Source organism: Pseudarthrobacter sp. C4D7 (assembly GCF_013359725.1).
Taxonomy (GTDB): Bacteria; Actinomycetota; Actinomycetes; order Actinomycetales; family Micrococcaceae; genus Arthrobacter.
In genome coordinates this window covers 36917-51062 of the sequence record NZ_JABFMW010000022.1, presented here as the reverse complement: position 1 = coordinate 51062, position 14146 = coordinate 36917, and the positions used below count along the sequence as shown (strand labels likewise).

11 protein-coding genes are annotated in these 14146 nt (G+C 68.6%); 5 read left to right on the top strand and 6 right to left on the bottom strand.

The annotated features are described in order from the left end of the window. Positions 1-22: 22 nt before the first annotated feature. Positions 23-1114, bottom strand: a complete 1092-nt coding sequence (locus tag HNO81_RS14780) for an SDR family oxidoreductase (protein ID WP_175318863.1) — start codon at positions 1112-1114, stop codon at positions 23-25. A 328-nt stretch (positions 1115-1442) separates the two neighbouring features. On the opposite strand from HNO81_RS14780, the gene katG reads away from it, so the two are divergent. Next, entirely contained in the window at positions 1443-3737 is a 2295-nt protein-coding gene (gene katG / locus HNO81_RS14775) for a catalase/peroxidase HPI (RefSeq protein ID WP_175318862.1), read from the top strand. Positions 3738-3800: 63 nt separating this feature from the next. Here the strand turns inward: katG and HNO81_RS14770 are convergent, their stop codons facing one another. Beyond that, the gene (locus HNO81_RS14770; protein ID WP_175318861.1) at positions 3801-5033 is read right to left on the bottom strand and encodes a GAF domain-containing sensor histidine kinase; all 1233 of its coding nucleotides are present in this window, start codon (positions 5031-5033) and stop codon (positions 3801-3803) included. A 140-nt stretch (positions 5034-5173) separates the two neighbouring features. Between HNO81_RS14770 and HNO81_RS14765 the strand changes: the two genes are divergently transcribed. Further along, entirely contained in the window at positions 5174-5719 is a 546-nt protein-coding gene (locus HNO81_RS14765) for a GNAT family N-acetyltransferase (RefSeq protein WP_175318860.1), read from the top strand. Here the strand turns inward: HNO81_RS14765 and HNO81_RS14760 are convergent. From HNO81_RS14760 to HNO81_RS14750, 3 genes are all read right to left on the bottom strand, one after another. After that, complete coding sequence (locus HNO81_RS14760; protein WP_175318859.1) at positions 5706-7319, bottom strand: AMP-binding protein; 1614 nt, start codon at positions 7317-7319, stop codon at positions 5706-5708. The genes HNO81_RS14765 and HNO81_RS14760 overlap by 14 nt on opposite strands. 117 nt (positions 7320-7436) lie before the next feature. After that, positions 7437-8096: a response regulator transcription factor gene (locus tag HNO81_RS14755; RefSeq protein ID WP_175318858.1), complete on the bottom strand. Its 660-nt coding sequence runs from the start codon at positions 8094-8096 to the stop codon at positions 7437-7439. Beyond that, positions 8093-9403, bottom strand: a complete 1311-nt coding sequence (locus HNO81_RS14750) for a sensor histidine kinase (RefSeq protein WP_175318857.1) — start codon at positions 9401-9403, stop codon at positions 8093-8095. The genes HNO81_RS14755 and HNO81_RS14750 overlap by 4 nt, the downstream gene beginning before the upstream one ends. Before the next feature lie 166 nt (positions 9404-9569). Between HNO81_RS14750 and HNO81_RS14745 the strand changes: the two genes are divergently transcribed. From HNO81_RS14745 to HNO81_RS14735, 3 genes are read left to right on the top strand one after another with little or no spacing between them, the layout of a single operon-like run. After that, positions 9570-10673: an ABC transporter permease gene (locus HNO81_RS14745; protein WP_175318856.1), complete on the top strand. Its 1104-nt coding sequence runs from the start codon at positions 9570-9572 to the stop codon at positions 10671-10673. 28 nt (positions 10674-10701) lie between these two features. Then, the gene (locus HNO81_RS14740; RefSeq protein WP_175318855.1) at positions 10702-11400 is read left to right on the top strand and encodes an ABC transporter ATP-binding protein; all 699 of its coding nucleotides are present in this window, start codon (positions 10702-10704) and stop codon (positions 11398-11400) included. Positions 11401-11438: 38 nt separating this feature from the next. Next, positions 11439-13142, top strand: coding sequence for a sialidase family protein (locus tag HNO81_RS14735; RefSeq protein ID WP_175318854.1), 1704 nt, complete (start codon positions 11439-11441; stop codon positions 13140-13142). Here HNO81_RS14735 and HNO81_RS14730 read toward each other — a convergent pair. After that, a complete protein-coding gene (locus HNO81_RS14730) occupies positions 13099-14004 on the bottom strand; it encodes a DUF4862 family protein (RefSeq protein WP_175318853.1) in 906 nt (301 codons plus the stop codon). The two genes, HNO81_RS14735 and HNO81_RS14730, sit on opposite strands and share 44 nt — an antisense overlap. Positions 14005-14146 lie beyond the last annotated feature (142 nt).

Here is a 14146-nt window from a genome sequence, read left to right as displayed (position 1 = left end):
CGGCCGGGCCTGGCCGCCCCGCTCAGGGAATCAGGTTCTCGGCGCGGTCCAGGTCGAACAGTGCGGTGAAGGCGTCCAGCGTCCGCCGGTACCCGGTAAAGCCGGCATCCCTGCTCTTGCCCATGTCCGTCACCACTTCGATGTTCCGCCCCAGGTCGCCGTCGGTATGCCACCAGCTCGCCACGCGGCCCAGGTCCGGCTCGCTGAGGTTGTTCTCCGCGGCAATCCGCCGCCACTGGTCTTCCCTGCCTGCCATGGACTGCTCAAGGGGACGCGGCTCCCCCTGGAACCCTTCCCACTCCACGCCGAAGTAGGCGGCAAGCTTCGGCCACATCCACCGCCACCGGAACATATCGCCGTTGACGATGTTGAAGGCCTCATTGCCGGCCGCGGGGGTGGTGGAAGCCCAGAGCATGTGCTCGGCCAGCAGGCCGGCGTCGGTCATGTCGGTCAGGCCGTTCCACTGCGTCTCGGACCCGGGGAAGACGAATGGCTCCCCGCTGTCCCGGCACAGGGTGGCCTGCGCGGCGAGCGTGAGGCCCATGTTCATGGCGTTGCCCACCGCGTGCCCAATCACGGTGTGGGCGCGGTGCACGGACCAGGTGAACCCCTGTTCCGCCGCCGCGGCCCACAGTTCGTCCTCCTGGGCGTAGTAGAAGTTCTGGACCGGCAGCCGCGGCTCTTCTTCGTGGAAAGGCGTGTCCGGCATTTCTCCGGCCGCGTAGGCCTCGAACGGTCCCAGGTAATGCTTAAGTCCGGTCATCAGGGCAACGTGGGCCACGTCCTTGCCCCGCAGGGCAGCCAGGAGATCCCGCAGCATGCCGGCGTTGACGGCGATGTTCTCTTCCTCCGTGTCCCGCCGGGACCAGGCAGTGAAGAAGACGTGGGACGGATTCTCCGGACCGAGCACGGCGGCCAGGGACTCAGCCGAGGTCAGGTCCGCGGAGAGCCACCTGACGCCGGCCCGGTCGGCTCCGGGCCGGCGGGACAAGGCCAGGACGTCCCAGCCTCCGCCGGCCAGGGTATCCACCAGGGCGGACCCCGCGATGCCGGTGGCCCCCACCACCAAGGCCGTCCGTCCGTTGCCCGCTGCTGTTCCTGCTCCGATGGTCATAGTGCTCCTTCTGGTAGCTGCTTGGTTGCATCCGCGCGCCAGCACGGCCTCACGCCTGGGCGGAGGCCCGCGCGCTGCGTCGCGGCGGGACGTCGGGCCGCCAAAGGGCCCTCTTGCGACAAGACGGAGCGCCCGGAAGATATTCCGGCGGCGGAGAAAAGCCGTCAGGAAGAGCCGAACAACTTCCTCAAAGAAGGTCAAAAACAGGCAGGGTTTCACCCATGGCTTAGGAGGGTCTCCCCCTGTCACCCGTCCATGTTCAAATAGGAGGGTTGCACCGGCTGCCCGAGTCCAACCGCGGCCTCGGCCCAACGGAAGGAATAAGCACATGACCGAACCCCAAGACCATCCCCCGGTCCCCACGCCCGGGAGTGCACAGGGCCTGGACCAGAAGGTTGAGGGCGGGTGCCCGGTGGCCCATGGCAGTGCCACCGCCCAGGGCAGTGAAAGCGAAAACCCTGCGATCGATTCGCCCACCCCCAAAGGGCACCGGCCGCGCACCAACCAGGACTGGTGGCCCAACCAGCTGGATCTTTCCGTGCTGCACACGCACGGCCAGGCAAGCAACCCGCTGGGCCCGTCTTTCAGCTACCGCGAGGAATTCCAGAAGCTCGACGTCGAAGCCCTCAAGCAGGACATCAGCCAGGTCCTCACAACGTCCCAGGACTGGTGGCCGGCGGACTTTGGCCACTACGGCGGACTGATGATCCGCCTGAGCTGGCACGCTGCCGGTACTTACCGCGTCCACGACGGCCGCGGCGGCGCCGGCGACGGCAGCCAGCGGTTCGCCCCGCTGAACAGCTGGCCGGACAACGCCAACCTGGACAAGGCCCGGCGCCTGCTGTGGCCTGTCAAGCAGAAGTACGGCCAGAAGCTCTCCTGGGCCGACCTGCTGGTCCTCGCCGGCAACGTAGCCCTCGAATCCATGGGCTTCAAGACCTTCGGCTTCGCTTTTGGCCGCGAGGACGTCTGGGAGCCTGAGCAGATCATCTGGGGCCCGGAGGACGCCTGGCTTGGCGATGAGCGGTACACCGGTGAAGGCACAATGGCGGACAACGTCGGGTCCACCGAAATGGGCCTCATCTACGTCAACCCCGAAGGCCCCATGGGCAACCCGGACCCGGTGGCAGCTGCGGCGTTCATCCGTGAGACGTTCAAGCGCATGGCGATGAACGACGAGGAAACGTTCGCGCTGATCGCCGGCGGCCACACGTTCGGCAAGACCCACGGCGCCGGCCCTGCAGACGCGCACGTGGGACCCGAACCGGAGGGTGCGGACCTTGAGGCGCAGGGCCTGGGCTGGCTCAGCACCTACGGCAGCGGCAAGGGCGGCGACACCATCACCTCCGGCCTGGAGGTCACCTGGACGGACAAGCCCACGCAGTGGAGCAACCGCTTCCTGGAGATCCTCTTCGAATACGAATGGGAACTGGTCAAGAGCCCGGGCGGCGCCCACCAGTGGGTGGCCAAGGACGCTCCCGAGATCATCCCGGATGCGCACGACCCCAACAAGAAGCACCGGCCCACCATGCTGACCACGGACCTGTCGCTGCGCTTCGATCCGGAGTACGAGAAGATCGGCCGCCGCTTCCTGGACAATCCCGACCAGTTCGCCCTGGCCTTCGCCAAGGCCTGGTACAAGCTGCTGCACCGCGACATGGGCCCCGTGGGTCCGCACATGCTGGGTCCGTGGGTTCCGGAGGCCCAGCTGTGGCAGGATCCCGTTCCCGCCGTCGACCATGAACTGATCGGTGAGCAGGACGTCGCCCAGCTGAAGGCTGCACTCCTTGATTCCGGCCTGACCGTCCCGCAGCTGGCGGGCACCGCCTGGGCATCGGCAGCGACCTACCGCAAGACGGACCGCCGCGGTGGTGCCAACGGCGCCCGGATCCGGCTGGAGCCGCAGCGCAACTGGGAGGCCCACGAACCGGAGCAGCTGGCTGCCGTGCTTCCCGTGCTTGAGCGGGTACAGGAGGAATTCAATTCGGCGCAGACCGGCGGCAAGAAGGTCTCGCTCGCGGACCTGATTGTCCTGGGCGGCGCCGCCGCCGTGGAAAAGGCAGCAGCCGACGCCGGGTTCCCCGTCACGGTGCCGTTCCGTCCGGGCCGCACGGACGCCACCCAGGAGCAGACCGACGTCGAGTCCTTCCAGTACCTGGAACCGAAGGCCGACGGATTCCGCAACTTCCTGCGTCCCGGCGCGAAGGTGCAGCCGGAAACCCTGCTGCTGGACAAGGCGTACATGCTGGACCTCTCCGCGCCGGAGATGACGGCGCTGCTGGGCGGCATGCGCGCCCTGGGCACCAACGTGGGCGGCTCCACCCACGGCGTACTGACGGACAAGCCGCAGGTGTTGACGAACGATTTCTTCGTCAACCTGCTCTCGCCCGGCACCAAGTGGAAGGCCTCCGAGTCGGAGGAGAACATCTACGAGATCACCGATGTTGCCACCGGCGAACTCAAGTGGACGGCCACGCCCGTGGACCTGGTCTTCGGCTCCAACTCGCAGCTGCGGGCCCTGTCCGAGGTGTACGCGAGCGATGACGCCAGGGAGAAGTTCGTGCACGACTTCGTGGCTGCCTGGGCCAAGGTCATGGAGCTGGACCGGTTCGACCTGGACTAGCCTGCATCACGCGGGTCCCGGGCCGGCCGCACCCAGCGGCCGGCCCGGGCCCGTTTAACCCGTCTACAGTTCCGCGGGGAAGCTGATCACGGCCGTGGTGCCGCCTCCCGGAGTCTCCTTCAGGCTCAGCTCCCCGCCGTGGGCCTCAGCAATCCGCCGGCAAATGGCCAGGCCGAGGCCCGAGCCCTGCCCGTCGCCCTCCCGGTGCAGCCGGACGAGCGGCTCCAGTACGCGGTGCCGGTCCGCAGGGCCGATCCCCTTGCCGTTGTCCGCCACCAGCAGCGTGGTCCCCTGGTAGTTGGAGATACCGCTGATCCGCACACTCAGCTCCCGGTCTGTGCTCCGGTAGTTGACGGCGTTGGCCACCAGGTTCTGCAGCAGCGTGCGCAGCTGGCCGGGATCCACGTGGAGGGTCATATCCTCGCTGTCCAGGACCGCGCCGGGCCCGAACGACAGGCCCAGGTCCTTGGCGACGTCGGCAGCCGTCCTGCGGAGGGACACATTCCGGCGCTGGATGCCCCCGCCCATCCGTGAGTAGGTCAGGACGTCTTCGAGCATGGCAAGCATCCGGCGGCCACTGGCTTCGATGATCTCCAGGTAGTCGGCTGCCGGATGGTCAACGTCCACTTCGTCCCCGGCGAGCTCCACGTAACCCAGCATGGTGGTGAGGGGCCCCCGCAGGTCATGGCTGACGCGGCCGGCGAACTCCGCCAGTTTCGCGTTGCTTTCCCTGACCTCGTCCAGGGCGGTGTTCAGCTGCAGGGTGCGCCGCTGGAGTTCCAGGAGCTGCACTGCCTGGCGGGCCAGGATCTCCAGCATGTCCAGCTGGTCCCGGCCGGGGATGCCGGGCACGTGGGAGAAAACGCACAGCGACCCCAGCACGAACCCCGAGGACGTTTCCAGCGGCACTGAGGCGTAAAACCGGACGTTGGCGATCTCGCCTGTGACGAACGGATTCGATGCGAGGCGGGGGTCCTGGGACGCATCCGGCACAACCGTTGTCTTTCCGGAAAGGAACACCTGGGCACACATGGAGTCTTCGCGGGCGCAGACGGCGGCCTCGAACCCGATGGCGGCCACCTGCTGCTGTTCATCAGACGTGACAACGTTGATCACGCCGTAGGGCACACCGCAGAGCTTCGCTGCCAGCTGGACCAGGTTCTGAAGGGGCTCCGTGGCCGGCGTCCCGTCCACGCCCGGCTGCTGTTCCTCGCCGCTGAAGAAGGAGAAACCGTACTCCTGGAGTAACTCGTCCCGACCTGCTGAGTCCCTGGGAGCCGCCGTTATCGAGTGCATGCCCGCCACTTACCGTCCCTTTCCAGACCGCAAAAGGGTCCCCCGGAGATGCTACCTCCCGGCGGCAACTTCCCGGGAACCGGTTCCCGCGTGGCCATCGGCACGGCACCGGGCGGGTAACCGTCGAACACGATGCTGTGATGGCCCAGCTCATTACCCCGGATCCAGCCCTCCACGCTTCCTGGCTTGAGGCAGCCGCGGAATTTCAGGGCGCCCACCTGGACGGCGCCGGGGCCGAAGGATGGCCGCTGGAAAGCCTCGGCGACCCAACCGCCTTCGGCACCTTCGTGGACACCCTGGTCAAGGATGCGCTGCCGGAAACGGTGCGGAAGCCAGGCTACGTGCCGTGCACCTACCTGTGGATTGCCGACGGCGGGACGGTCCTGGGGTCGCTGGCCATCAGGCACGAACTGAACGGCTACCTCCTGAATGAAGGCGGGCACATCGGTTACAGCGTCCGGCCGTCGGCCAGGCGCCGCGGCCACGCTGCCCGGGCCCTCGCCGACGCATTGCCCCTGGCACGGGAACGCGGCATCACGAAAGTTCTCCTGACCTGCGATGAGGACAACGCAGGCTCGCGGGCAACCATCGAGCGGAACGGCGGAGTGTATGAGGACACGCGGAACGGCAAGCGCCGCTACTGGATAGACACCGAACGGACGGCCCGCCCCGCTAGCTTCCGGTAGCCGCCGCCCGCTGCTGCCGCAGGATGTAGCGCTGCAGCTTTCCGGACGGCGTTTTGGGCAGGTCCGCCACGAAGTGGATGCGGCGCGGGTAGGCGTGGGCAGCGAACTGGGTCTTGACCATGGACTGGAGTTCGGCCACCAGTGCCTCGCTGCCGATAGTCCCGTCCGCCAGGACAACGTAGGCCTCCAGGACTTCCCCGCGCAGTTCGTCGGGAGCGCCCACCACGGCGCTTTCCAGGACCGCCGGGTGGGTGGACAGCACGCTTTCGACGTCGAAGGGGCCAATCCGGTATCCGGCCATGATGATCACGTCATCGTCGCGGGAAGAGAAGAAATAGTAGCCATCGGCATCCACCATGCCCGCGTCCCCGGTGAGGTACCACTTGCCGTCGGCACTGTACCTTTCGGCGGTCTTCTTCGATGCATCCTGGTAGCCCTTGAACCACATCATGGGGCTGTCTGCCACGTTGACGGCGACGCGGCCCAGTTCCCCGGGGCCGGCCGGCTCGTCGGCGTTGTCCTTGAGGACCGTGCAGCTCCAACCCGGCAGGGGCCGGCCCATGGATCCGGGCCTCAGCTCCGTCCGCACCTCGTCATGCCAGGCGTTGATGATCATCATTCCGTGTTCGGTCTGCCCGTAGTGGTCCCGGACCGGGGCGCCCAGCACCTCCCGGGCCCAGCTGATGACTTCCGGGGTCAGCGGTTCGCCGGCGGAAGAGGCACGCCGGAGCTTGAACGGCCCGGTTCCGGCGCCCGCCTTGGCCCGCATGGTGCGGTACACGGTGGGTGCAGCGGCGAAGTTTGTCACCGAGAACGCCTCCAGAACCTTGAAGCTGAGTTCCGGGGAGAACCCGGGGCGCAGCAGGATGTTCCGCCGTCCCGCAGCCATGGGGCCGAGGATCCCGTAGTACAGGCCGTAGGCCCAGCCGGGGTCCGCGGCGTTCCAGAAGACGTCTTCTTCGCTGACGTCCAGGCCCAGTTCGACATACTGGCGGAATGCTGCCAGTGCCCGCACCGGCACCGGCACGCCCTTCGGGGCGCCAGTGGTCCCGGAGGTAAAGATCAGCACCAGGTCGCCGTCACCGCCCACGGCTTCGGCGGCGATCCCGGGCTGCTGCCTGGCCAGGAGCGGAGTGAGCGCAAGATCCGGCGCGGAGGCTTCTGCACCGGCCACCAGTACGGCAGCCCCGGTTTCCTGGATCTTCACCCGCTGGTCCGGATCCGTAATGACCACCTTGGCGCCTGAGGCGTTCAGCCGAAGTTCAATGGCAGGCCACGCGAAGGCCGTGAACAGCGGCACGTGGACCGCCCCGCGCCGCCAGATGGCCAGCAGCATGACCACCAGGTCTGCCGACTTTCCCATCAGGGTGGCCACGGCGTCCCCGGGACCCACCCCCAGTTCCGCCAGCGCCGCGGCTCCCCGCTCCGAGCGCTCCCGGAGCCCGCCATAGGTGATGTCCTCTGCGGAGAGATCGGCCTCAACCACCGTAAAGGCAACGGCGCCGGGGTCGTGGCTGTCGCACAGGAGCTCGGCGGCGCAGGCGTCGGTCGCACCATAGGTGGCGAGAAGGGCATCAACGGCTGGAACCGGACGGGACATTCATTCTCCTTTGAACAACGTGGCCTGGAAACGGCGGCCCCTGTAAGCACAGTGGAATAAACCTACTGCACTGCGACGGCCGTCACATGCCGCCTGCCGCCGCGCTGCGCCGACAGGTCAGCCTTTGGCGCCCGGCGGCCTGATGATCCGCCGCTGGGTGGCCGCGGCGATCGCGGCGGTGCGGTTGTCCACGCCCAGCTTGCCGTAGATGTGCACGAGGTGGGTCTTGACCGTGGCCTCGGAGATGAAGACCTGCCTGGCGATGGCCCGGTTGGACAGGCCCGTGGCCAGCAGTTCCAGCAGCTGCACCTCCCGCGGAGTCAGCGACGTTCCGGGGTTGCTGATCCTGTCCATCAGGAGGGCGGCCGCACGCGGCGCCAGGACCGTCCCGCCCGCAGCTGCCTGCAGCACCGCCTGCCGCAGCTGCGCCGGCGGCGCGTCCTTGAGCATGTAGCCGCTGGCCCCCGCCTCCACGGCGGCGAGGATGTCCGCGTCGGTGTCATAGGTGGTAAGGATGAGCACCGGCGGTGGAGCGGCCAGCTTCCGGATTTCGGCGGTGGCCGTGACGCCGTCCATCCCCTCCCCCATCTGCAGGTCCATCAGCACCACGTCAGGGGCTTCACCCAGGGCCGCCAACCGGGCCAGTTCCTTCAGCGCGGCCCTGCCGTCAGCGGCCTCGGCGGCGATCGAGATGCCCTCAAAGCCGGTCAGCATGGCACGCAGACCGGCGCGGACCACGGGGTGGTCATCCACCAGCAGCACCCGCACGTCGGTCATGGGTCCACCACCGGGAGCCTGATCGCCACCACCGTACCCTCGCCCGGCGCCGACTCCACGGCAAGCGTGCCGTTCAACGCGGCAACGCGGTCCCGCAGCGAGCGCAGCCCGAATCCGCTGCCGTCCGCTGCGTCCAAGGCACCCGCCGCAGCCTCCGGGTCAAAGCCCGTGCCGTCGTCGTACACGTCCATGGTCACCTCACTGCCCAGGAAAGCGAGGCTGACGACGGCGTTCGCGGCCCGGGCGTGTTCGCGGACGTTCGCAAGGCTCGCCTGCGCCGCCCGCAGCAGGGCAACGCGGGCAGGTTGCGGAATGTCCTGCGGTTCCCCGTCCACCTCCAGCCGGCAGCGCAGCTGCGCCCCTGCCGCCGCGGCCTCCGTCCCGGTCCTGCGGCACAGCCGGTCCAGGGCTTCCACCAGGGTGCTGCCGTCCAGCTGCGGTGAGGACAGGCCGCGGACAAAGCGGCGCGCCTCGGCGAGGTTGTCCGCGGCGGTCTGCTCCACCAGCGCCAGCCGGCCGCCAGCTGTGGCGGCGTCCCCCTCGGCGAGGGACTGCCCGGCCGCCCGGCCCAGCAGCACGATGCTGGACAGGCCCTGCGCCAGTGTGTCGTGAATTTCGCGGGCCAGCCGCTCCCGCTCCGCCAGCACGCCCGCCTGGTGCTGGGACCGGGCCAGCTCCTGCCGCGTCCGCCGCAGCTCATCGGCCGCGCGCCGCTGGTTTTCGGCCTCGCGGTACAGGGCCGCGTAGGCCAGGCCGGTAATGACGGAGAAGACCGCGCCCAGGACAGGTCCCACGACGGCCGCCGCATGCGGGACGGGGGCACCACTGACGGCCCATTGGGAGGCGACCACCGCCGCCGTCATCAGGCCGACGGTCAGGAGTGCGGCACGCCGCGGCAGCAGGTGCAGGTGCAGGAAGAAGATGGGGAAGGCCAGCCAGGCGAAATCGGCGCTGCCGGCAAGCAGCAAGACCCACAAGGCCGTGACCAGGCAGAGCCACAACAGGCCGTAGCGGCGCGGGTCCATGCCGCTCCGCCCCTCCGCGTGGCGTTTCTCCAGGACAGTGCCGGCGAGGTAAACGGCAGCGAGGACCACGGCGGTGGCCGCCCACACCCAGCGCAGGGAACCTCCCACCGCCAGGGTCCGGACCATACCGACGGCCAGCAGGAGCGCGAACCCGGCGTGCAGCGTGACCCGCAGGACTCGGAGGATGGCGGCCGATGACGCATTCTCCAGTGCATCCAAGGGCCCGCGGGAGGGGTTGGCTGCGGCCTTCTCCTGTGGTTTCGGCAGGGGCGTGGCAGGCATTCCCTCAGCTTATGCCGGGGACCCGGTGGAGGGGATCAACCGAATGGTTGACTCCGGGTTCCACCCTTTTGCGCCGCCGGATCAACCGTCCCTGCGATGCCCGGTCCGGCTCCGGCCGGGAGAGTGGAAGGACAAAACAATCCACCCTGCTGAAAGAAGAAACAACGTGTTCCTGGCAATCCGCGATATCCGCTTCGCCAAAGGCCGGTTCGCCATGATGGGCGGCGTCGTAGCCCTGATCACCCTGCTGCTGGTGATGCTGTCCGGCCTGACCGCGGGCCTCGCCGAGCAATCCACGTCAGCCATCGCAAAACTGGGTGCAGGCGCCGCGAAGCCGGTGGACACCATTGCCTTCGGCGCCCCCGGCGCAGGTTCCCCCAAAGCGTCCTACACCGAAAGCTCCGTGACCGCCGCCCAGGTGGACAGCTGGCAACGGCAGCCGGGCGTCCAGTCCGCCGAGCCGGTGGGCATCACCCAGACGAGGGCGCAGACGGCGGACGGTTCGGGAACCGCGAACGTTGCGGTGTTTGGAGTCTCCCCCGGCAGCCTGCTGGCTCCCATGGAGGTCTCCGCCGGCACGGCCGTGGTGGGCTCCTCGGTGGCGGAGGCCCTGTCGGTGGGCCAGGGCGGCACGGTGTCTTTGGGCGGTGTGGACCTCTCGGTCGCGGCCGTGGTCCCGGACCAGTGGTACGCGCACACCAGCGTGGTGTGGACTGCGCTGCCGGCGTGGGCGAAGGCCGCGCACGTGTCCGACGGCGGGCAGCTGGCCACCGTCGTTGCCGTGACCCACGCGGACGGGGCCGCCGTGGATAAGGCCGCGGCAGACGCGGCCGCAAACACGGTGAGCGAGTCCCGCACCGGTTCCTTCCAGGCGCTGGGCTCCTTCAAGAGCGAAAACGGGTCCCTCACCCTGATGCAGGCGTTCCTGTACGGCATCTCGGCCCTGGTGATCGTGGCCTTCCTGAGCGTCTGGACCATCCAGCGCACCCGCGACATTGCGGTCCTCAAAGCCATGGGCGCAGCCGGCGGCTACATCCTGCGCGACGCGATGACCCAGGCGGCCATCGTGCTGCTGGCCGGGGCCGGGGTTGGCGGCGCTGTCGGGGTGGCCGCGGGTGCATTCGCCGCCCAGGCGGCCCCTTTCCAGCTGACCCTGGGCACCACGGTGGTTCCCGTCGTCGGGATCGTTGCCCTGGGCCTGGCCGGCGCCGCGCTGGCTGTCCGGCGCGTCACCAAGGTCGATGCGCTCCTGGCGCTCGGCGGCAACTAAACCCCCTCCCCGAAAGGAAACCCCGGACATGAGCACCTCCACCCCCTTGAGCCTGGTCGATGTCACCCTCGAATACCCGGACGGCAGCGGGACCACCACCGCCCTGGACCGGGTGAACCTCACCGCTCGGGCGGGCCAGCTGGTCGCCCTCGTGGGCCCCTCGGGCTCCGGCAAGTCCAGCCTGCTGGCCACCGCCGCCACCCTGGTCCGCCCCACCCGCGGCCAGGTCCTCGTGGACGGCGCCGACACCGCGGGCCTTAAGGACAGGGAGCTGACGGCACTGCGTCGAGACAAAGTGGGCATCATCTTCCAGCAACCCAACCTGCTTCCTTCGCTCACCGCCGTCGAGCAGCTCATCATCAGCGACCACCTGCGGGGGAAAAACGCCAAAGCAGCCCGTGCCAGGGCAGCGGGGCTGCTGGACGTGGTGGGCCTGTCCGCGGGCGCGGACAAGCTGCCCCACCAGCTCTCCGGCGGCCAGCGCCAGCGCGTGAACATTGCCCGGGCGCTCATGGGCAGCCCCAGGGTGCTGCTGGTGGATGAGCCGACGGCGGCACTGGACCACGAACGGAGCGCCGCGATCGTGGGGCTGCTGCGGGAGGTGACCACGGAGTTCAACGTGGCCACGGTGATGGTCACCCATGACACCGAATTTGTACCTCTGACGGATGCGGTGGCCACCATGCGGGACGGCAGGCTCACGGCGCCGGTGCTGGCGGGAGGCTGAGGGGCCGGGCCGGTGGAGCGGAAAGCTAGACTAAACATGTGACGTCCTATCTCTCTGCTCCAGCGCTCGCAGCCTCCCCCACCGTGGAACGCGTCCTGGCCACCCGCGGCCGCGGCGGATACCGGCAGTACCGCATTCCCGCACTGGCCGTCACCACCAGGGGCACACTGCTGGCGGCCTACGACGGCCGCCCCAACCTGGACGATCTTCCAAGCCCTATCGACCTCCTGCTGCGTCGCAGCACGGACAACGGCCGGACGTGGAGCGCCCAGCACGTGGTGCGGACCGGAACCGGCCTGGAAGGCTTCGGCGACCCCAGCCTGCTGGTGGACGCGGACACGGGACGCATTTTCCTGTTCCATGCCGCCGGCACCCGCGCCGGATTCTTCGAATCCACTACCGGGACGGCGCCGGACGACGACTTCATCCAGCATTGCGACCTCAGCTGGTCCGACGACGACGGCGCCAGCTGGCGGCACCGGCGGCTCACCGCCGAGCTGAAGGGCTCCGTCCCCGGCCGGGACATCACGGGAATCTTCGCCGCGGCAGGGCAGGGAACCCAGGTCCATGCCGGACCTTTACGCGGGCGGCTGGTTCAGCAGTTCGTCCTCCTGTGCGGCGGTGCGATCATGGCAGCGTCGGCCTACAGCGACGATCATGGGGACAGCTGGACGCTTGGGGACCTCATCAGCGCCGAAACCCACGGCGCCGCACCGAACGAGAACAAGGTGGCCGCCCTGGACGACGGCCGGCTGCTCCTCCACAGCCGCGCCACTCCGCGCCGGCTGGCCGCCACGTCCGCCGACGGCGGCCGCAGCTGGAGTGCGCTGGCTCCCGTCGGGGACCTCCCGGATCCCAGCGACAACGGCTCCCTGACCCGCTTCGACGGCCTTCCTTCCGTGGCCGGCCTTGCCGCACCAGACACGGACAGTTGGCTGCTGGCAACCAACAACCAGGACACCGCCCTCCGCCGGAACACCGTCCTGAGCTTGTCCCCGGACAACGGCCGCACTTGGCCCGCACGGGTGCTGCTGTGCGCGGGAAGCTCGGCGTACTCCACGGCCACCCGGCTGCCGGACGGCAACATCGGCGTCCTGTACGAGCGCCAGGGCTACCGCGAAATCGTGTTCGCCTCCATCCCGGCCGCGCAGCTGACCGGCCAGCTCAGCACCCCTCCGGAGACGTCCGGCAACCCGAAGCAGGAGGCCAGCCTCAGCTTCGACATCGAACTCCGGTCCGTCACACCCGGGCTGCCGCCCGAGTGGCAGCATGCGGGCGAATTCCACGTCATGGCGCCCGGCGGGGCGGACTGGGGAGCGGCGTCGAAGGAGATCGGCCAAGGCTACGCGGCCGGGCAGGGCCAGGTCCTGGGCACCCGTGAAGCACAGGACCTCAACTACGGCCCCATCGTCCCCGGCTACAAGGCAGGGGACATCCTTGCCTTTACCGGCCGGGCCAGGAACGACGGCGGCATAACAGTTGAGCGGGTCCGGCTGTCAGGCCCCGGAGCCGCCGCCTTCCCCACAGCCGACCTCAAGGCCGGCGGAGAGGCGCTCTATTTCACGCCCTCCTACACCCTGGCCGCGGAGGATGTGGAGCGTGACGTCCTGGAACTCCGGTTCTCAATCGAAGGGCTGCGCGCCGGCTTGCCCGTGGTGCGATCCAGGACATTCCGCTTCGATATCGCTTCAGGCAGCGTCACCGTGGACGATGCCCCTCAACCAGGGCGCACATCTGCCTGAGCCGCTCCACCCGCTGCAGTACGGAAAGCCCCTCGCGGGGCAGGCCGATCTTGAAGCCCGTGATGGGCGGCTCCCCCGCCGCGACGAGGCACCGGCGGATTTCATCGGAGGTCAGCAACGAACTGCCCGGCGCACCCTCCACCTCAGCGGCCGGCAGGTGGGCATCGATCCAGGGATAGCCAAACCCGGTTTCCTCCGGGGAACACCCAGAGAAGATCACCCCCGCCAGGACGCCGGCTTCCCGGGCGTGTGCGATGTGCTCCGCAGCAGTGCCGGGGTTTCGGCTTTCAATGACGGAGCGGGCCCAGTTGACCACCATGTCCACCGGCGCACTCCCCTGGTCCTGCAAGGACCGGAGCACATCCACCTCCTCGACGAAAGGCAGAAATCCCTTCTCCGGCCGGCTCCCGGGACGGGGTGCGTCGCAGTGCTCCACGAGCACGCGGGCGGGGCCCCAATCCCAGTCCAGGACTTCCTTCAGGGACTCCCTGAACCACCGCGCGGAGGCACGTGCCGCAGGGGCGGAATGCAGCTCCACGCCCTCCACCACGTGTCCTTCGCCCTGAAGTTCCAGCACAAATTCCCGGATTCCGGCCGCGAAGCCGAGGGCTTCCCGCCTGCCTTCCGCGTCCGGAGAGGCAAGGCCGAAAGTTGGATCATCCTGAAGCCGCTGCATGGTGCCGGGGATGGAGGTCACCACTGCCGACCAGTCCCGCGGGGCCCCGGCCGGCCATCCGGCACCCCCGAGGGGCCCATAGGGAAGTTCGAGTCCCCGGACGGCGGGAACGGTTCCCAGCCCCTGGTAGAACTCGTCCGCGGGCTCGCCGGGCTGTGCGGCATAAGCGCCAACGATCAAAGACATGGATGCTCCATTCCGTAGGGGTTCAGTGGCAGGCCGGCACGAGCCCCCTGCCACGTGCCGCACTTCAGTCCACTTGACGCTCGCTGTGATGGGACTTACAGTTTTCACTACGAGCTAGGACATCCTACATCCGATAAACATC